Below are 16,933 nucleotides of genomic sequence, written 5' to 3'. Positions count from 1 at the left end.
CTCGACCTGGGGCGGTCAGCGGGAGGCGGCGGCGAGGCGGCCCTTCAGCAGGGGCACGGCGCGGTGGGGGCGACCGGCGAGGGCGGCGAGGCAGACCTCGACCACCTCGGTGTCGTAGGGCGCGAGCTCGCTGTAGCGGATGACCGCGTCGGGCTGGGGGTCGGCCAGCAGCGCCTCGCGCATCGCCACGGCGACGTACTCCCCCAGCTCGGTCAGCGCGGGCGAGTTCGTGCCGGGCAGCAGGTCACCGCCGTAGGCGTCGACGGCCGCGGCGACCCGGCCCGAGCGGAGCAGCCCGAGCACCAGGTCGACGTCGGTGGCGACCGGCATCGGCAGCCGGTAGGGACGCGAGGAGAGCTGGCCGCCGAGCGCGGCGCGCAGGTGCGAGACCTCTGCCTTGAGCGTGGACAGCGTGACCGCCTGGTCCCCGTAGACCAGCGCGTGCAGGTGCTCCAGCGACAGTCCCTCGGGGTGCATCGCGAGCAGGGCCAGGACCTCGGTCTGCCGGCGGTTGAGCAGCAGCCGCTGACCGTCGAGCCAGACCTCGACGGTGCCGAGCAGCCGCATCACCAGCCCGGGCTCGGTGCGCTCGTCGGCGATGACACCGCCGTGGTGCGCGGAGGCGGGCATCGCGGTCTCGATCAGCCGGGCCAGCACCCGGGCGGTCGCCAGGCCGATGGGATGGGTGCGGTCCCAGGTGGTCGACAGGTCGATCACGCCGAGCTGCGTGCCGGTCACCGGGTCGTGCACGGGCGCGGCCCAGCACACCCAGTTGTGCACGATCGGGGCGTAGTGCTCGGCGCTGAACACCATCGCGGGAGCGTCCAGCCGGTTGGCGAGGTCGAGGGCGTTGGTGCCGACGCTGAGGTCGTCCCAGCGACCACCCGGCACGAAGTTGACCGTCTCGGCCTTGCGGCGCATGACCCGCCCGCCGTACGTCCACAGGATCCGGGTCTGGGCATCGGTGACCGCCACCACGAGGTCGCCGTCCTCGGCCGTACGCCGCAGCTCCGCCTCGACCCGCTCCACGGCCGTCTGCAGCGGGGAGCCCTGCCACCACGCGGCCGTCTCCGACTCGTCGGCGAGTGGCGCCCGGGTCACGTCGGTCGGCACCACCGACTCCGAGCGGGCCCAGCTGCTGAGGATCTCGGGGCGCACCAGCCCGGCCGCGTCGTCACCGTGCTCGACGAACGACGTCCAGGCGCGTACGGCGTCCACCCTGCGGCTCTGGAGGTCGCTGCTCGCCATGCGGTGGACGGTAGCACCGGGCGCGTGACCGGGGTCACACGGCGATCAGGGGTCAGTCCGCGAGCCGGTTCGCGACCGTCAACAGCACGACCGCGTCCTCGATCGCCTCGAGGTCGTGGCGTGCGGGCGGGATCACCGCCAGGTCGCCCGGGCCGCCCTCCCACGACTCACCGCCCGCGTGCAGGCGCACCCGCCCGCGCAGCACGTGCAGGGTCGCCTCGCCGGGGCTCTCGTGCTCGCCGAGGGACCGGCCACCGGCGAGCGCGATCAGGGTCTGGCGGAGGTGGTGCTCGCGGCCGCCGTGCACGGTGACCGCGCTGCGGCCGCTGTCGTGCTCGCCGGCGAGCGCGAGGTGTTCGGTGGCGAGCTGGGTCAGGGACAGCGCGTTCATGTGGTGGGCTCCTGGTGGATGCGTCCTTCGAGGGTGCCGAGTCGTTCCCCGGAGCCGCCCCAGCGGCCCGCGATGATCTCGGCGGCGATGCTGATCGCGGTCTCCTCCGGCGTACGGGCGCCGAGGTCGAGACCGATCGGGCTGGAGAGACGGGCCAGCTCGTCGTCGGTGAGCCCGGCCTCGCGGAGCCGGTCGAGGCGGTCGTCGTGGGTGCGCCGGGAGCCCATCGCCCCGACGTACGCGACCTCGGGCAGGCGCAGGGCGACCTGGAGGAGGGGTACGTCGAACTTCGGGTCGTGGGTGAGCACGGTGACGACCGTACGCGCGTCGACGCGTCCCGCCTCGGCCTCGGCGGCGAGGTAGCGGTGCGGCCAGTCGACGACCACCTCGTCGGCCTCGGGGAACCGGCTGTGCGTCGCGAACACCGGGCGGGCGTCGCAGACGGTCACGTGGTAGCCGAGGAAGCTGCCCACCCGGGCGACGGCCGCCGCGAAGTCGATCGCACCGAACACCAGCATCCGCGGCTTGGGCGCGAACGCCCACACGAACACCCGCATGCCCTCGCCGCGACGCTCCCCGTCGGGGCCGTAGGTCAGCGTGGCGTTGTGGCCGGCCGCCAGCAGTCCGAGAGCGTCGTCATGGACGGCGTCGTCGGACCGCGCGGAGCCGAGGGAACCGGTCGCGGCCTGATCGGGTCGCACCACGAGGCGGCGGCCGAGGCGGGTCGGGTCGGGGTGCTCGATCACGGTGGCCAGTGCGACCGGGCGGCCGGCCTCGATGTCCGCGGCGATCTCCTCGAGCTCGGGGAAGGTGTCGCGGCCGACCTTCTCGACCCAGACGTCGAGGATGCCGCCGCAGGTGAGCCCGACCGCGAACGCGTCGTCGTCGGAGACGCCGTACCGCTGCAGGACGGGGGTGCCCGACGCCACGACCGACTCGGCCAGGTCGTAGACCGCGCCCTCGACGCACCCGCCGGAGACCGACCCGACCGCGGTGCCATCGGGCCCGACCAGCATCGAGGCGCCGGGCGGGCGGGGCGCGGACTGGAACGTCGCGACGACGGTGCCGACGCCCACGGTCTCGCCCGCCCGCCACCAGTCCAGCAGCTCGCTCAGCACGTCACGCACGGGACACCACCTCGACCAGCTCGGCGAACGTGGCCAGCGAGTGGCCGGCCAGGAAGTCGTCGCAGTGCGGGAGCGCGGCGACCACGCCCTGCTGGACCGGCTCGTAGCCGGCCTTGCCACGATGGGGGTTGACCCACACGACCCGGTGCGCGACCCGGCGCAGCCGAGCCATCTGCTCGCCGAGCAGTGTGGGGTCGCCGCGCTCCCAGCCGTCGCTGAACACGACCACCACCGCGCCGCGGGCCATCCCGCGCTGCCCCCACCGGTCCATGAAGAACCGCAACGTCTCACCCAGCCGGGTGCCGCCCGACCAGTCCGGCACGGTCTCGCCGGCAGCCACGAGCGCCCGCTCGGGATCGCGCAGCCGCATCGCCCTGGTCAGGTGCGTGAGCCGGGTGCCGACGGTGAACGTCTCGACGACGCCACCACTCTCGCGTCCCACCTGGGTGAACCGGTGCGCGAGGCGCAGCAGCGCGTCGGCGTACCCGCTCATCGAGCCGGACACGTCGACGAGCAGCACCACCCGCCGCGGCCGAACTCCGCGTCGCCGCCACGCGATGTCGGCCGGCTCGCCCATCCGCCGCAGCGAGGCGCGCAGCGTGCGTGAGGCGTCCACCTCGCCGCGGTGCCAGGCCTGGTGGCGGGCCGTACGCCGCACCGGCGGGCGCGGACGCAGGGTCGCGAACATGCCCGCGAGCCGGTGCTTCTCGGCCGCGGTCAGCGACGCCAGGTCGCGCTGGCGCAGCACCTCGGTCTCGCTGGCCAGCGCCCGCAGGACCTCCTCGTCCGGGGTCTCCCCGGTGCCGGTCGACTCCTCCAGCGGCAGCCCGGCGAAGGGTGCGGTCGGCTGGGCCGGCCTCGGCCGGGGCAACCCGTCGCGGGCCTCGAAGAACGCGTGGAACACCTGGTCGTAGCGCTCGAGGTCGTCCGGCCCGGCGCACAGCGTGGCGCGGCCGGCGAGGTACGTCGAGCGGCGGTCGTCGATCCCGAGCACGGCGGCCGCGGCGAGGAACCCCTGGGCGCGGTCGTGCGTGACCGGCACGCCCGCCGCCCGCAGCGCCCGGGCGAAGCCCAGCAACACTTCGTCCGCCCCGCGGCGAAGCGGCTCGTCGGGCTGGCGCTCGGTCATCGCGTCACCGCTGCCCGGCCGGCGGTGATCTGTCCACCCGGACGGACCCCCACCACGTGGACCACGCACCGCCCACCGGCGCCGACCCCGGGCCGGCAGTGACCTGTCCACCCGGACTGACCCCCACCACGTGGATCACGCACCGCCCACCGGCGCCGACCCCGGGCCGGCGGTGACCTGTCCACCCGGACTGACCCCCACCACGTGGACCACGCACCGCCCACCGGCGCCGACCCCGGTGCCGACCCCGGCATGCGCACAGGCCCCGGCTCGGTCATGCGCGCAGCATCTGGTCCAGGGCGTGGCGCACCCGGTCGGCGTCCTCGCGGTACTTCACCAGCGCACCGAGCGTCGCGGACGCGGCCGCCAGGTCGATCTCGGCCGTGCCGAGGTGGTGCAACGCGCGGGCCCAGTCGAGGGTCTCGGCGACGCCGGGGGGCTTCTGCAGGTCGTCCCGGGCGCGCAGCTGCTGCACCAGCCCGACCACCTGGCGGCGCAGCGTCTCGGACACCTCCGGCGCCCGGGAGCGCAGGATCTCCACCTCGCGGTCCAGACCCGGGTGGTCGATCCAGTGGTAGAGGCAGCGCCGCTTCAGCGCATCGTGCAGCTCCCGGGTGCGGTTGGAGGTGAGCACCACGACCGGTGGCGTCGTGGCCCGGACCGTGCCGAGCTCGGGGATCGAGACCTGGTACGTCGAGAGGACCTCGAGCAGGAACGCCTCGAACTCGTCATCAGCCCGGTCGACCTCGTCGACCAACAGCACCGCCGGGCTCTCCTGGAGAGCCCGGAGCACCGGGCGCGCGAGCAGGAAGCGCGCGTCGTACAGGCTCTTCTCCGCCTCCTCCGCATCGGCGCCCGCACCGGCGGCCTCGAGCGCGCGCAGGTGCAGGATCTGGCGCGGGAAGTCCCAGTCGTAGAGCGCCTGCGTCGCGTCGATGCCCTCGTAGCACTGCAGCCGCACCAACGGCAGGCCGAGGCTCTCGGCGATCGCCTCCGCGAGGGCGGTCTTGCCGGTGCCCGGCTCGCCCTCGAGCAGCAGCGGCCGCTCCATCCGCAGCGCCAGGTAGGTCACGGTCGCGAGCGCGTCGTCGCTGAGGTAGCCGGTCGCCCCCAACCGGGCGGCGACGTCAGCGGGGGACGCGAGCTCCATGGAGCAAGGCTACGGGGGCGGATGTTGGCGCAGGGTTGGTCACGCGTGGTCGACGTCCACGCCGGTGGCCAGGTCGCCGCACTCCACGAGCTCCACCTCATGGGCGGCGAGGTAGCCGCGGGCGCCACGGTCACCGGCGGCCGTCTCGCCGGCGTCGGCCCAGTGGTCGCGACCGAGCACGACCGGGTGGCCGGGCACGCCACGGTAGGCCGCACGGCGCAGCGTGGCTGGACCGGGAGGCGCCTCGAGGACCCGGCGTACGACGGCCGCGGAGACGTCGGGCAGGTCCACGAGCGTCACCACGGCCGCGTCGGCGTCGGTGGCGCTCGCCGCGGCCAGGCCGGCGCGCAGCGACGCGGACATCCCCTCGGCCCAGTCGGCCGCGACCACCGCCGTCGCGCCCGTACCCTCGAGCAGCGGCAGCGCCTCCTCGGCGGCCGCCCCGAGCACCACCGTCACCTGGGCGCAGCCACCCTCGGCGAGCACCCGCACCCCGCGGACCAGCCACGGCTCACCGTCGGGGCCGCGCACCAGCGCCTTCGGCGTCCCCATCCGGGTGCCGGCTCCGGCGGCGAGCAACAGTCCGTGCACGCGTCCCAGGATCGCAGGTCAGCCCGGGAACGCCTGCTGGTAGACGGCGGCCAGGTCCGCGGAGTACGGCGCGCTGAACCCACAGACGGTGACCCGCCCATCGGTGGCCGACACCAGGTAGCGGCCGCCCTGCTCGAAGTCGACCGCGCTGACCAGCTGCTGCATCTGGTCCGCAGGCGCCTGCACCCGCACCAGGTCGGTCGGGCCACCGGCGTACCACTGGCTCACCGACAAGGTCACGACGCCGTCGGCGATCGCGGTGACCGTGCCGTCGAACGCGACACTCTGCTGCCCGACGATCTCGGCGTTGGGCACCATGCACTTGGCGGCGTACGCCGCGGCACTGGGCGCCTGCAGGGTGGTGACGGTCTGGTTCCGCGCGGCGGTCGGCGGCGCGGCCGGGTCGTCGTCGTGGCCGAGCACCGCGAACACCCCCACCCCGGCGATGATCACCACCGCGGCGGCGGCGACCAGCCAGGTGAGCGGTCCCCGGTGGCGCGTGCCGGTCTCCCGGTTCTCGGTGGTCAGCTCGGTGCTCATGACGTCCTCCAGGAGTCGGGCCACCCGGTGTGGGTCGGCCGGCGGCAGGGAGGAAGCCGGGTCGGACGCCCGCAGGCGCTCCCGCAGCTGCGGGTCCTCGTCGTACGCGTCGGTCACGGCCTTCTCCCCTCTCTCGACTCCTCATGTCCGGATGCGGACCGGTCCTGTCGCAGCCGGTCCTTCAACTTCTGCCGGGCCCGGTGCAGCCGCAGCGAGACGGCGTTCGGGGACAGCCCCAGCACGACCGCGATCTCGGCGGGTGCGAGCTGCTCCCAGGCCCACAGGCGGAGCAGCTCGGCCTCCTCGGGCCGCAGCGCCGCCATCGCCTCGGCCAGCTCGTCGTCGTGGTCCTCCGGTCCCGCGACGCTGTCGGCAGGCGGGTCGACCGCCATGATCCGGGCGGCCACCCGCTCCTGCCGGCGCGCGGACCGCTCGGCGTTGCGCAGGCAGTTGCGCGCCACGGCGTACGCCCACGGCAACGGCTCCTCGGGCAGGTCCTCGGCGCGACGCCAGCACACCAGCAGGGTCTCGGCGAGCACGTCCTCCGCGGTGGCAGGGTCGGCTCGCCGGGCCAGGAAGCGCCGCAGCGGCTCGATCAGGGTCGGGGCAACCTCCTCGAAGCGGTCCCGTCGACTCTCCACGTCCCCACCCTCACACATCTGTCCGGCCGGTCCGCCGCGCCGTACCCTGCCGAGGTGCCCGCCACGCCCACCCCGACCCTGGCCGCCCGCATCCGCACCGGCGTCGAGGGTCTCGCGCCCGGCTACTTCGCGCTGGTGATGGCCAGCGGGATCCTGTCGGTCGGCATGGAGCTGCAGGGACACCGGCCGCTCTCCCTGGCGCTGCTGGCGGTGTGCGCGACGTCGTTCGTGCTGCTGCTCTCGCTCACCGCCTGGCGGTTCGTGTCCTACCGCGCCGCGACCACCGAGGACTTCGTCGATCCCCGGCGCGGGTTCGGGTTCTTCACGTTCGTCGCCGGCACCAACGTGCTCGGCGTGCGCCTGGGCCTCGAGGGGCACTACACGCTCACCGCCGTGCTGTTCGCGCTCGCCGGCACCGCGTGGCTGGTGCTGGGGTACGTCGTGCCGTGGACGGCCGTGCTCGGTCCGCAACCGCGGCCGGTGGTCGCCCTCGCGAACGGCACCTGGTTCATCTGGACGGTGGCCACCCAGTCCGTGGCGACCGTCGCCGCCACCCTCGAGCCGCAGGTGCAGACCGGACGGGCCGCGCTCGCGCTGGTCGCGGTCGTCGCCTGGTCGGTCGGGGTGTTCCTGTACGCCGTCACCGGCGTGGTGGTGACACTGCGCCTGATGCTCTACGACTTCGGCCCCGAGGACCTCAACCCGCCGTACTGGGTGGCGATGGGCGCGCTGGCGATCACCGTGCTCGCGGGCGCCCGCATCGTGGAGATGGCCGACGCCCCGATGGTCGATGCGACCCGGGGGTTGATCGCGGGGCTGGCGGTGGTCGCCTGGGCGTTCGCGTCGTGGCTGATCCCGCCCCTGGTGGCCGCGGGCTGGTGGCGGCACGTCGTCCGCAAGATCCCGCTGCGCTACGACGCCACGCTGTGGAGCATGATCTTCCCGCTCGGGATGTACGCCGCGGCCGGGATCTACCTGGGCCGTGCCGACCACCTGCCGCTCGTGCACCGGATCGCGGCGGTCGAGCTGTGGGTCGCGTTCGCGGCCGCCGCGGCGGTGTTCGTCGCGATGCTCGTCCACGTGGACCGCACCGTCCGGCGACCAGCGCCGGCCGGTGCGATCCCGGGGTGAGGTCAGGCGCGGACGATCTGGAGGCGCCAGGCCTCCGGGCCGCGCTCGACGTACTCGATGCTGAGCGCGCCGGGGTGGCGGCTCTCGAGCTGGGCCAGCAGCGGCAGCGGGTCGTGCGGGGCCACGAGGATCAGGCCGCTGCCGGGACGCACGCCGTCGACGGCACCGAAGACCGTGGCGTGCCGGATCGCGTGCGGGATCGTCCGGACGTCGAGCTCGGGATAGCCGGCCGGGTCGGTCTCGCCGCAGCCACAGCCGCCGTGGCCGTGGCCGTGGCCGTGGCCGTGGGCCGCCGGAGCGTCCGCGTCCGCCTCGTCGGCGCCGTGGTCGTGCTCGAGCTCGGCGTGCATCCCGTCGAGGAGCGCGGCGAGCGAGGTGTCCCCGGCGGTCGCGAGCAGCGGGATCAGCAGGTCGTTCTCCTTGCCCAGGTGGCTCTCGAAGACCGTGCGCAGCGAGCTGGCCGCGGCTGCGGCGGTCACCGCGTCTCCGGCCTGGTCGAGCTGGTCCACGAGGCCGAGGAGCAGCTGGTGCTCGGTGATCATCGCGGTCACCAGCAGCGAGGCGGGCGGCTGGGCGGCGGCCGCCGGGTAGAGCGCCGCCTCCTCGGCGAGCGCGTGCGGCACCAGGTCGGTGCGGCACCAGGCGAGCAGCTCGCCGCGGGTGCGCTCGACGTCGTCGGCACGGCCCGCCCGGGCGGCGAACGTCAGCTGGGCGACGTGGGTGGTCAGCGTGCCGGCCATCGCCGCGTGGTGGGCCACCATCGCCTCGGCCGCGCGGGCGTCATCGGCGGTGGAGGCGACCATCAGGTCGTTCATCGGGGCTCCTCTGGAGATCTGTCGGGGGCGGTGGTGCGTCGGTGAACCATATTTACTACAGTAGAACCCGTGAAAAATAATCCGCTCGGTCCTCGGCCTGGCCGGCGCTCTCGCCCCCTGACCGCCGGACGGGCGGCGGTGCTCCAGTTGCTGGTCGACCAGCCCCGCCCTCCCCTGCTCGCCGCCCTCGCCCACGCCAGCGGCCTGCACCCGAACACGCTGCGCGAACACCTCGAGGCCCTGGTCGCCGACGGGTGGGTACGCCGGGTCCGCAGCGAGCCGCAGGGGCGCGGTCGGCCGGCCTGGCGCTACGAGGCGGTCGACGACCGCGGCCACGACGAGTACGCCGGGCTCGCCACCGCCCTGGCCGCCTCCATCGCCGCGACCAGCCCGGCGCCGACCGAGACCGCGCGGTTCGCCGGCGAGCAGTGGGGCCGCACCCTGGCGGCCGACCGCGCAGCCGACCCGGACACGCCGGAGCAGGCCCGCGAGGAGGTCGTCGCGATGCTCGACGACCTCGGCTTCGAGCCAGAGGTCGACGCCGAGCAGCCCGGGCGGGTGCGACTGACCCGGTGCCCGCTGCTCGATGCCGCGCACCGCTACCCCGGCGTCGTGTGCGAGGTGCACCGCGGCATCGTCAGCGGCGCGCTCGCGTCGTACGGCGCCGACCCCACCGGCACCGACCTGGTGCCGTTCGCCGAGCCCGGGGCCTGCCTGCTCGCCGTACCGCCGGTCCGCGGCTGACGCCGAAGGGGTCGTGTGCCTGAGGACGGTCCATGGGTCGTCCTGGGGCACACGACCCGACCGGATGGCGAAATGACACCGACCCGCCAGGTGCTTCCCTGGCGGGTCGGTGCTTCGTGCTGATGTCCTGCTGAGCGACTGGGTCTCGATACGCGTCGCCCAGCTCGCGCTGACGCGCGATCTGGGCCGACGCTACTCGACCTTGCAGCTGGCTTTGTCCGGGCTCCGCCCGGACAAGGGCTGCTAGAAGTCCATGCCGCCCATGCCACCGGACGGGTCGCCCATCGGGGCGGCCTTCTCCGGCTTGTCGGCCACGACGACCTCGGTGGTGAGGAAGAGCGCCGCGATGGAGGCGGCGTTCTGCAGCGCGCTGCGGGTCACCTTGGCGGGGTCGATGATGCCCTCGGCGATCATGTCGACGTACTCGCCGGTGGCCGCGTTGAGACCGTGACCGGCCGTGAGACCACGCACCTTCTCGGCCACGACGCCGCCCTCGAGGCCGGCGTTGATCGCGATCTGCTTGAGCGGCGCGTCGGTCGCGAAGCGCACGATCTGCGCACCCACGGCCTCGTCACCGGTGAGCTCGAGCTTGTCGAACGCGGCGTTGGCAGCCTGGACGAGCGCCACGCCACCGCCGGCGACGATGCCCTCCTCGACGGCCGCCTTCGCGTTGCGAACGGCGTCCTCGATGCGGTGCTTGCGCTCCTTGAGCTCGACCTCGGTGGCCGCGCCGACCTTGATGACGGCCACGCCGCCGGCCAGCTTGGCGAGGCGCTCCTGGAGCTTCTCGCGGTCGTAGTCGGAGTCCGACTTCTCGATCTCGGCACGGATCTGGTTGACCCGACCGGCGATCTGGTCGGCGTCGCCCGCACCCTCGACGATGGTGGTCTCGTCCTTGGTGATGACGACCTTGCGGGCCTGGCCCAGCAGCTCGATGCCGGTCGACTCGAGCTTGAGGCCGACCTCCTCGGAGATGACCTGGCCACCGGTGAGGATCGCGATGTCCTGCAGCATGGCCTTGCGGCGGTCACCGAAGCCCGGAGCCTTGACGGCGACGGACTTGAAGGTGCCACGGATCTTGTTGACGACCAGCGTCGAGAGAGCCTCGCCGTCCGTGTCCTCCGCCAGGATCAGCAGCGGCTTGCCGGACTGCATGACCTTCTCCAGCAGCGGGAGCAGGTCCTTGACCGAGGAGATCTTCTGGTTGGCGATCAGGATGTAGGGGTCCTCGAGGACCGTCTCCATCCGCTCGGGGTCGGTGACGAAGTAGGCCGAGATGTAGCCCTTGTCGAACCGCATGCCCTCGGTGAGCTCGAGGTCGAGGCCGAAGGTGTTCGACTCCTCGACGGTGATGACGCCTTCCTTGCCGACCTTGTCCATCGCCTCGGCGATGATCTCGCCGACGGTAGTGTCGGCGGCGGAGATGCTCGCGGTGGACGCGATCTGCTCCTTGGTCTCGACGTCCTTGGCCATGCTGAGCAGCTGCTCGGACACGGCGGCCACGGCGGCCTCGATGCCGCGCTTGAGGCCCATCGGGTTCGCACCCGCGGCCACGTTGCGCAGACCCTCGCGGACCATCGCCTGGGCGAGGACCGTGGCGGTGGTGGTGCCGTCGCCGGCGACGTCGTCAGTCTTCTTGGCGACCTCCTTGACGAGCTCGGCACCGATCTTCTCGTAGGGGTCCTCGAGCTCGATCTCCTTCGCGATGGACACACCATCGTTGGTGATCGTGGGGGCGCCCCACTTCTTCTCGAGGACGACGTTGCGACCCTTGGGCCCGAGCGTGACCTTGACGGCGTCCGCGAGCGTGTTCATCCCACGCTCGAGGCCGCGCCGGGCCTCCTCGTTGAAAGCAATCAGCTTCGGCATAACTCCTGCGATCCTTCGCATTGAAAGAGATCTGGATCCGAGTCGGCGGGCTGCCCGCGACGGACGGCCCCCTGGGGTCCGGCGAACCCTTTCTCGCCGGGCAGGTGGACCTCAACGTCGCCGATCCGGTTTGTCACTCTCCCGGGGAGAGTGCCAGCGTCATGTTTAGCACTCGACCCCTGAGAGTGCAAGAAGATCAGCGGCCGTCGAGGCGGGCCAGGCTGGTGGCTCCGCCCGGCCGGATCGAGAGCACCAGGTGGAAGGTGCGGGTGCCGACGTCCCACGCGATGAGCAGGTCTCGGTCCACGGCGCGGGACTCGTAGATCACAGTGTCGCCGTCGAGCCAACCGAGGACGATCGGGGTGTCCGCCTGCCGGGCCTCGTCCACCGCGGTCATGAACGCCAGCGCCATCGCGACGCGCCCACCGGTGACCGCGAGATAGGCCGGATCGGCCTGGTCGCGCTCCGGATCACGCACCGGGAGGGCCGCGCCGCTCAGCTCCCAGGCCTGCGCGACCAGACCGGCATTGTTCTCCTTCCACGGACCCATCGCGACGGCGTCCGCCGCGGCGCCGTCGACGACGTTGCCCGGCGCCTCGAGGACGGCGGTGCCGACGCGGTCGCCGGCGAGGTCCAGCAGCGGCCCCCGCCCGCGGAACGGCTCCGGGGGCAGCCACAAGGTGGCGTCGTCGGCCCAGGCGACGTACGCCGTATCCGCGTCACCGGCGTCGATCTCGCTCCACCGGCCCGTGGCGAGCGTGTAGACCCGCAGCACGTGTCCGTCGGCGAAGACCAGCCGCCGGCCGTCCGGCGAGAGGGTCGACGACGTCGCGATCAGGCCCGGGGTGTCGAGCAGCCGCTGCTCACCCGAGGGGCCCAGCAGCTTGACGGCGCTGTCGCCCACCCCCAGGGCAGCCATCGCCCGGTCGAGCGGGTGCACGGCCTGGTCAAGGGCGGCCTCCGGCGCGTCGACCACCTCGCGGGGCAGCGGGGAGTCGGGCAGCCACGGCAGCTGGGTCTCCTGGAACAGGTCGGGGCTCCACCACACCTGCACGCCCCGGCTGACGGCGTCGGGCCCCGGCTCCGCGGTGGTCGTCGACGACGTCGCCGGGGCTCCGTCGCTGCGCGGCTCGTGGCGGGTGTCGACGATCGCGACGACGCCGGCCGCCGCGAGCGCGCCCGCACCCAGGCACGCGACAGCACCGGCACGGCGGCGGGTACGCCGGCGGGCGGCGTCGCGCCAGGCGGTCGACGCGAGGTCTGTGGTGGTCAGGTCGGCGACCCGCTCCTGGAGGAGGTCGCGCAGGTCCTGGTCGGTCATCGGTGGTCCTCTCCGATCAGCTCGGCGAGCTCGGGCGACGTCTCGCGGAGACGGCGCAGGGCGAGATGTGTCTGGCTCTTGACGGTGCCGACCGAGACGCCGAGGGCCTCGGCGGTCTCCCGCTCCGACAGGTCGTCGTAGTAGCGGAGCACGACCGTCGCGCGCTGCCGCGGAGTCAGCGCGGCCAGGGCCCGGTCGAGCACGATGCGTCGCTCGGCGCCGGACGTGTCAGCCGGGCTGGAGGCGGCGTCGTCGTACACGTCGAGCACGACCTCGTGGCGGTGCTTGCGCCACCACGAGATGTTGCCGCGCACGATCACCTGTCGGGCGTAGGCCTCCGGGTTCCCGTCGCGCAGCCGACGCCAACGCAGCGCCACTTGGGTGAGCGCGTCCTGCACCAGGTCCTCGGCACGGTGGCGGTCCCCGGTGAGCAGGACCGCCGTGCGCAGCAGCGCGAGCTGGCGCTCGCCGGCCCACCGGCTGAAGTCCTGCTCGTCGCCACTCATGACGATCAGAACGCTTCAGGCGCCCGAAAGGTTGGGATCCGCGCCGGTCACGCGACACTCACCAGGTGCGGGGGATCGCCCGGGCCGCGACCGCATCGGCGAACGGCAGCGCGTTGAGCGGGAGCACGTCGAGGTAGAGACCGGGCTCGGTCAGCTCGATCTCGCTGACGACGAGCCGGCCCCGGTGGCGCATCATGTCGACCCGGCCGTAGACGACCTCGGTGCCGAGCAGGTCGACCACGGTGGCGATCGCCTTCGCCGCCAGCAGCGCGGCCTCGCGCGACACCTCGACCGAGCGCGTGGTGCCGCCGAAGCGCTCGTGCACCCGGATGTCGGAGGTGCTCGGCAGCTTCTGCACCTGGCTCACCGGGTGGCCCGCGATCACGAACACCGAGGTCTCGCCATCGTGGTGGATCGACTCGACCAGTGGCTGCACCACCCACGGCCCCTGGTGACCGTCGGGCGTGGGCAGCCAGATCCGGCCGTCCGAGACGACCTCGAGGCCGCGGCCACCGGCACCGACCCGCGGCTTGACCACCGCGAGCCCGAAGGCGTCGGCCGCCGCACGGACGTCGAACACCGTGTCGGCGGCGACCGTCGGCACCACGGGCAGGCCGGCGGCCTGCAGCTCGACGAGATACCGCTTGTCGGTGTTCCACCGGAACACCTCCACGCCGTTGAGCAGGGCCGGCCCGACCCCGGACGCCCAGCCCAGGAACTCACCGAGCCGGCCGTCGTAGTCCCACGTGGAACGGACCGCGACCACGTCGGCCGCACCCCAGTCGACACTCAGGTCGTCCCAGACGACCCAGCGACCGGTCAGCCCGCGCGCCTCGAGGGCGGCGTCCAGTGCGCCGTGCCCGGGCTCACCCTCGGGCCAGTCGGCACAGGTGACGAGCAGGACCAACGGCGTCGTCGGCTGGTCGCTCGCATCCACGAGCGAACCCTAGTGTCGCGTCTCGGAAGTTGTTAGACGGTTGGCGTTCTCAGGGTGGGTGCATCGCCAGGCGCCGGCGCGCCGCCATACCCGCTCGTCTCGCAAGCGTCGGCAACGCAGCGAGGTGCGTGCCGTGGGGGCGCGAAGCGCCCAAGAACTTCTGGGACGCGGCACTAGTCACCGCCGACGTGGTGCGCGGCGCTGTTCCAGACCTTCGGGGGAATCGCGACGCGAGCCCCGAAGGCGTTCAGCTGCTCTGCCGTACGACGAGCCGCGTGGGGAGCATGCGACCGGGCAGCAGCATGTCGCCGGTCGCCATGGTGTCCAGGAGCAGCGCCACCATCTCGCGGCCCATCGAGCCCGGCGACTGGTGCACGGTCGTCAACGGCGGCACCGTGGAGCGCGCGACCGGCGCGTCCTCGAAGCCCACGACCGCCACGTCCTCCGGCACCCGGCGGCCCGCGTCGCGCAGGGTCTGGAGCGCCCCGACCGCCATCAGGTCGTTGGCGCAGAACACCCCGTCGATCTTCGGCTCGCGCTGCAGGAGCGTCCGCATCGCGCGCGCCCCGCTGTCCTGGCTGAAGTCGCCTCGGGCCACGAGCCGCTCGTCGAAGGGCCGGTCCGCGGCGGTCAGCGCCTCGACGTACCCCTCGAACCGGGAGCTGCCGGCGACCATGTCCGCCGGCCCGGCGATGGTGCCGATGCGGGTGCGGCCGCGCTCGGCGAGGTGGGCGACGGCGAGCCCGGCGCCCTGGACGTTGTCGACGTCCACGAACCCGGTGGTGACGTTGGTGCGGCCCCGTCCGCCCACGACCACCGGCAGGCCGTGCCCGCGGATCCGGTCGGGCAGCGTGTCGTCGTCGTGCAACGAGAGGAGCAGCACCCCGTCGACGTGCTGGCGGGTGAGGTACTGCTCCAGGCTGCCACGGCGCCGCGCGTCGGCGAGGATCAGCACCAGCTGCCGGTCGGCGGAGGCCAGGGCCGTGCCGATCCCGCGAACGACCCCGGCGAAGAACGGCTCCCCGAACACCCGCTCCTCGGACTCCGCGATCACCAGCGCGACGGCGTCGGTGCGGCGGGTGACCAGGGCGCGGGCGGCGGCGTTCGGCACGTAGCCGAGCTCGGTGATCGCCTCCTCCACCGCCTGCCGGGCCCGGTCGGAGACCTTCGCACCGCCGTTGATCACGCGCGAGGCGGTGCCCCGGCCGACGCCGGCCAGCGCGGCGACCTCCTCGAGCGTGGGACGAGTGCGAGGGCGACGGGCCATGGCGTCAGTATGCCGTCGTCACGGACGCGGCGACGCCGGGTCGGGGGCATTGACCGGGGCCCGGCCGAGGAAGGACGACGGGCCCGGGACGTCGAGGTGTTCCCGGGCCCGCCGCACGGTGGGTTCCGCCCGCCGACAGCGGTCGGCGGCGGGCACTCCCGTTCGTCCCCGGCAAGGCCATCGCGGTCCACCCCTCGCCGGGGCCGAGGAGTTTGGGAGCGTTCCCACCGATACTGTGGGGCCGACCCCACCCCGGTGTCAAGGGTGAACCGTCACCGCCGGTCACCCGGAGCTCGGTGGCCGAACGGCAGGTCCTCGCGGAGCCCGAGCGCGGCCAGCACCGAGGGCAGCATCGCCTTGGCGGTCCGCTGGTAACCGAGCGCGCTCGGGTGGAACCGGTCCAGGCTGAACATCTCGTCGGGGTTGGTGATGAAGAACGGACCGACCACATCGGCGAGCGACACCGCGTGCGCCCCGGCCGCGATCGCCGCGGTCTCCTGCGCGAGCGCCAGCTGCCGGGAGGCCCGCGAGCCGAGCGCCCGGAGGGGTTGGGGCACCGGCCGCAGGGCCCCGAGGTCGGGGCAGGTGCCGACGACGACGCCCGCACCGCGATCGCGCAGCGCGCGCACCGTCTCCTCGAGGTGCTTCGCCGCGTCGGCGACCGGGACTCGGTGGGTCACGTCGTTGCCGCCGACGACGATGACCGCCACGTCGGGGCGGTACGTCGGGGGCAGCCCGTCGAGCTGGGCGCCCAGCATGGAGGACTCCGAGCCGACCTGGGCGGCGGTCCGGAGCCGCACGGCCCGGCCGGTCTCCTTCGCCAGCGCTCGCGCCAGCCGCCCGCCGAGAGTCTCCTTGGGGCGCTCGGCACCGAGGCCGGCCGCGATCGAGTCGCCGAGGAGCAGCAGGTCGAGCGGTGCGCCGTACTTCTTCTTCCACACCCGGTCGGCGTCGATCGCCTCCTCCCCCAGCGGCTTGCCGATCACCCGCCGGGCAGCGGCGGCCTGGCGCTGGAGCAGGCCCCGGCCGGCCATCGCCGCTCCGGCGAGCATGCCGGCCGTGGCGGTGGTCGTCAGGACCAGGAGTCGGGTGCGAGCGCGAGTCACCACCCCGTTGAAGCACGTCCGGGTGAACGGCCGGTGGAGCGCCCTCCCCCGCTGCTGTAACGCGGGGTTAGGGGATCTGGTGACCCCCTTGCAAGGGGGTGCCTAGATCCAACAACCCCGCGTTACATGCGTGGGGGGTCAGCCGCCGGCGACGGCGGGGATGACCGAGATCTGGGTGCCGTCGGGGGTGGGGGTGTCGAGGTTGTCGAGGAAGCGGACGTCCTCGTTGCCGACGTAGACGTTCACGAACCGGCGCAGCGAGCCGGCCTCGTCGAGGATCCGGCCCTTGATCCCGGCGTAGCTGCCGTCGAGGTCGTCGAGCACCTCGGCCAGAGTCGCACCGGAGGCGCTGACCTCGGACTCCCCGCCGGTGTAGGTGCGCAGGATGGTCGGGATCCGGACGGACACGCTCATGGTTCG

At 73.5% G+C, this 16,933-nt stretch carries 18 protein-coding genes; 2 read left to right on the top strand and 16 right to left on the bottom strand.

Translation table 11 applies throughout. The annotated features are described in order from the left end of the window. Positions 1-15: 15 nt before the first annotated feature. The 8 genes from AC3ANS_RS02790 to AC3ANS_RS02755 form a co-directional block, all read right to left on the bottom strand. The gene (locus AC3ANS_RS02790; RefSeq protein WP_488294648.1) at positions 16-1,248 is read right to left on the bottom strand and encodes a transcriptional regulator; all 1,233 of its coding nucleotides are present in this window, start codon (positions 1,246-1,248) and stop codon (positions 16-18) included. Positions 1,249-1,300: 52 nt separating this feature from the next. Continuing rightward, positions 1,301-1,639, bottom strand: a complete 339-nt coding sequence (locus AC3ANS_RS02785) for a cupin domain-containing protein (protein WP_488294647.1) — start codon at positions 1,637-1,639, stop codon at positions 1,301-1,303. Then, positions 1,636-2,766 carry an XdhC family protein gene (locus AC3ANS_RS02780; protein ID WP_488294646.1) on the bottom strand — a complete coding sequence of 377 codons (1,131 nt, stop codon included), beginning with the start codon at positions 2,764-2,766 and terminating at the stop codon, positions 1,636-1,638. The genes AC3ANS_RS02785 and AC3ANS_RS02780 overlap by 4 nt, the downstream gene beginning before the upstream one ends. After that, positions 2,759-3,895 carry a vWA domain-containing protein gene (locus tag AC3ANS_RS02775; RefSeq protein ID WP_488294645.1) on the bottom strand — a complete coding sequence of 379 codons (1,137 nt, stop codon included), beginning with the start codon at positions 3,893-3,895 and terminating at the stop codon, positions 2,759-2,761. The genes AC3ANS_RS02780 and AC3ANS_RS02775 overlap by 8 nt, the downstream gene beginning before the upstream one ends. 274 nt (positions 3,896-4,169) lie before the next feature. Then, a complete protein-coding gene (locus AC3ANS_RS02770; protein ID WP_488294644.1) occupies positions 4,170-5,045 on the bottom strand; it encodes an AAA family ATPase in 876 nt (291 codons plus the stop codon). A 39-nt stretch (positions 5,046-5,084) separates the two neighbouring features. After that, the gene (locus AC3ANS_RS02765; RefSeq protein WP_488294643.1) at positions 5,085-5,636 is read right to left on the bottom strand and encodes a nucleotidyltransferase family protein; all 552 of its coding nucleotides are present in this window, start codon (positions 5,634-5,636) and stop codon (positions 5,085-5,087) included. An 18-nt stretch (positions 5,637-5,654) separates the two neighbouring features. Next, positions 5,655-6,293 (bottom strand): hypothetical protein, encoded by a 639-nt coding sequence (locus tag AC3ANS_RS02760; RefSeq protein WP_488294642.1) that lies wholly within the window; start codon positions 6,291-6,293, stop codon positions 5,655-5,657. Beyond that, positions 6,290-6,817: an RNA polymerase sigma factor gene (locus AC3ANS_RS02755; RefSeq protein ID WP_488294641.1), complete on the bottom strand. Its 528-nt coding sequence runs from the start codon at positions 6,815-6,817 to the stop codon at positions 6,290-6,292. Before AC3ANS_RS02755 ends, AC3ANS_RS02760 begins: the two co-directional genes overlap by 4 nt. 54 nt (positions 6,818-6,871) lie before the next feature. Between AC3ANS_RS02755 and AC3ANS_RS02750 the strand changes: the two genes are divergently transcribed. Next, entirely contained in the window at positions 6,872-7,948 is a 1,077-nt protein-coding gene (locus tag AC3ANS_RS02750; RefSeq protein WP_488294640.1) for a tellurite resistance/C4-dicarboxylate transporter family protein, read from the top strand. A gap of 2 nt (positions 7,949-7,950) precedes the next feature. Here the strand turns inward: AC3ANS_RS02750 and AC3ANS_RS02745 are convergent, their stop codons facing one another. Beyond that, positions 7,951-8,763 carry a DUF2249 domain-containing protein gene (locus tag AC3ANS_RS02745; RefSeq protein ID WP_488294639.1) on the bottom strand — a complete coding sequence of 271 codons (813 nt, stop codon included), beginning with the start codon at positions 8,761-8,763 and terminating at the stop codon, positions 7,951-7,953. Between the two features lie 138 nt (positions 8,764-8,901). Between AC3ANS_RS02745 and AC3ANS_RS02740 the strand changes: the two genes are divergently transcribed. Then, the gene (locus tag AC3ANS_RS02740; protein WP_488294638.1) at positions 8,902-9,507 is read left to right on the top strand and encodes a helix-turn-helix transcriptional regulator; all 606 of its coding nucleotides are present in this window, start codon (positions 8,902-8,904) and stop codon (positions 9,505-9,507) included. 243 nt (positions 9,508-9,750) lie between these two features. Here the strand turns inward: AC3ANS_RS02740 and groL are convergent, their stop codons facing one another. From groL to AC3ANS_RS02705, 7 genes are all read right to left on the bottom strand, one after another. Next, on the bottom strand, positions 9,751-11,376 hold the full coding sequence (groL, locus tag AC3ANS_RS02735; RefSeq protein ID WP_488294637.1) for a chaperonin GroEL: 1,626 nt from the start codon (positions 11,374-11,376) through the stop codon (positions 9,751-9,753). Between the two features lie 196 nt (positions 11,377-11,572). Further along, positions 11,573-12,697, bottom strand: coding sequence for a TolB-like translocation protein (locus tag AC3ANS_RS02730; protein ID WP_488294636.1), 1,125 nt, complete (start codon positions 12,695-12,697; stop codon positions 11,573-11,575). Further along, entirely contained in the window at positions 12,694-13,203 is a 510-nt protein-coding gene (locus AC3ANS_RS02725) for a SigE family RNA polymerase sigma factor (RefSeq protein ID WP_488294635.1), read from the bottom strand. Before AC3ANS_RS02725 ends, AC3ANS_RS02730 begins: the two co-directional genes overlap by 4 nt. 58 nt (positions 13,204-13,261) lie before the next feature. Next, positions 13,262-14,140, bottom strand: a complete 879-nt coding sequence (locus AC3ANS_RS02720; RefSeq protein WP_488294634.1) for an ATP-grasp domain-containing protein — start codon at positions 14,138-14,140, stop codon at positions 13,262-13,264. A gap of 247 nt (positions 14,141-14,387) precedes the next feature. Further along, positions 14,388-15,407, bottom strand: a complete 1,020-nt coding sequence (locus tag AC3ANS_RS02715; protein WP_488294633.1) for a LacI family DNA-binding transcriptional regulator — start codon at positions 15,405-15,407, stop codon at positions 14,388-14,390. A 272-nt stretch (positions 15,408-15,679) separates the two neighbouring features. Further along, positions 15,680-16,513, bottom strand: coding sequence for an SGNH/GDSL hydrolase family protein (locus AC3ANS_RS02710; RefSeq protein ID WP_488294632.1), 834 nt, complete (start codon positions 16,511-16,513; stop codon positions 15,680-15,682). 138 nt (positions 16,514-16,651) lie between these two features. Beyond that, positions 16,652-16,927, bottom strand: a complete 276-nt coding sequence (locus tag AC3ANS_RS02705) for a MoaD/ThiS family protein (protein WP_488294631.1) — start codon at positions 16,925-16,927, stop codon at positions 16,652-16,654. Between the last annotated feature and the right edge of the window lie 6 nt (positions 16,928-16,933).

This window comes from Nocardia sp. 149-1B, from assembly GCF_057747975.1.
Note: the sequence above shows the minus strand (reverse complement) of the source record. Positions and strands in the feature narration are given on the sequence as shown.

Bases quoted from the DNA above. Each gene is read 5' to 3' on its own strand.
- groL (WP_488294637.1), bottom strand. From the start codon at position 11,376: ATGCCGAAGCTGATTGCTTTCAACGAGGAGGCCCGGCGCGGCCTCGAG.
- AC3ANS_RS02705 (WP_488294631.1), bottom strand. From the start codon at position 16,927: ATGAGCGTGTCCGTCCGGATCCCGACCATCCTGCGCACCTACACCGGC.
- AC3ANS_RS02770 (WP_488294644.1), bottom strand. From the start codon at position 5,045: ATGGAGCTCGCGTCCCCCGCTGACGTCGCCGCCCGGTTGGGGGCGACC.
- AC3ANS_RS02790 (WP_488294648.1), bottom strand. From the start codon at position 1,248: ATGGCGAGCAGCGACCTCCAGAGCCGCAGGGTGGACGCCGTACGCGCC.
- AC3ANS_RS02745 (WP_488294639.1), bottom strand. From the start codon at position 8,763: ATGAACGACCTGATGGTCGCCTCCACCGCCGATGACGCCCGCGCGGCC.
- AC3ANS_RS02730 (WP_488294636.1), bottom strand. From the start codon at position 12,697: ATGACCGACCAGGACCTGCGCGACCTCCTCCAGGAGCGGGTCGCCGAC.
- AC3ANS_RS02725 (WP_488294635.1), bottom strand. From the start codon at position 13,203: ATGAGTGGCGACGAGCAGGACTTCAGCCGGTGGGCCGGCGAGCGCCAG.
- AC3ANS_RS02775 (WP_488294645.1), bottom strand. From the start codon at position 3,895: ATGACCGAGCGCCAGCCCGACGAGCCGCTTCGCCGCGGGGCGGACGAA.
- AC3ANS_RS02785 (WP_488294647.1), bottom strand. From the start codon at position 1,639: ATGAACGCGCTGTCCCTGACCCAGCTCGCCACCGAACACCTCGCGCTC.
- AC3ANS_RS02715 (WP_488294633.1), bottom strand. From the start codon at position 15,407: ATGGCCCGTCGCCCTCGCACTCGTCCCACGCTCGAGGAGGTCGCCGCG.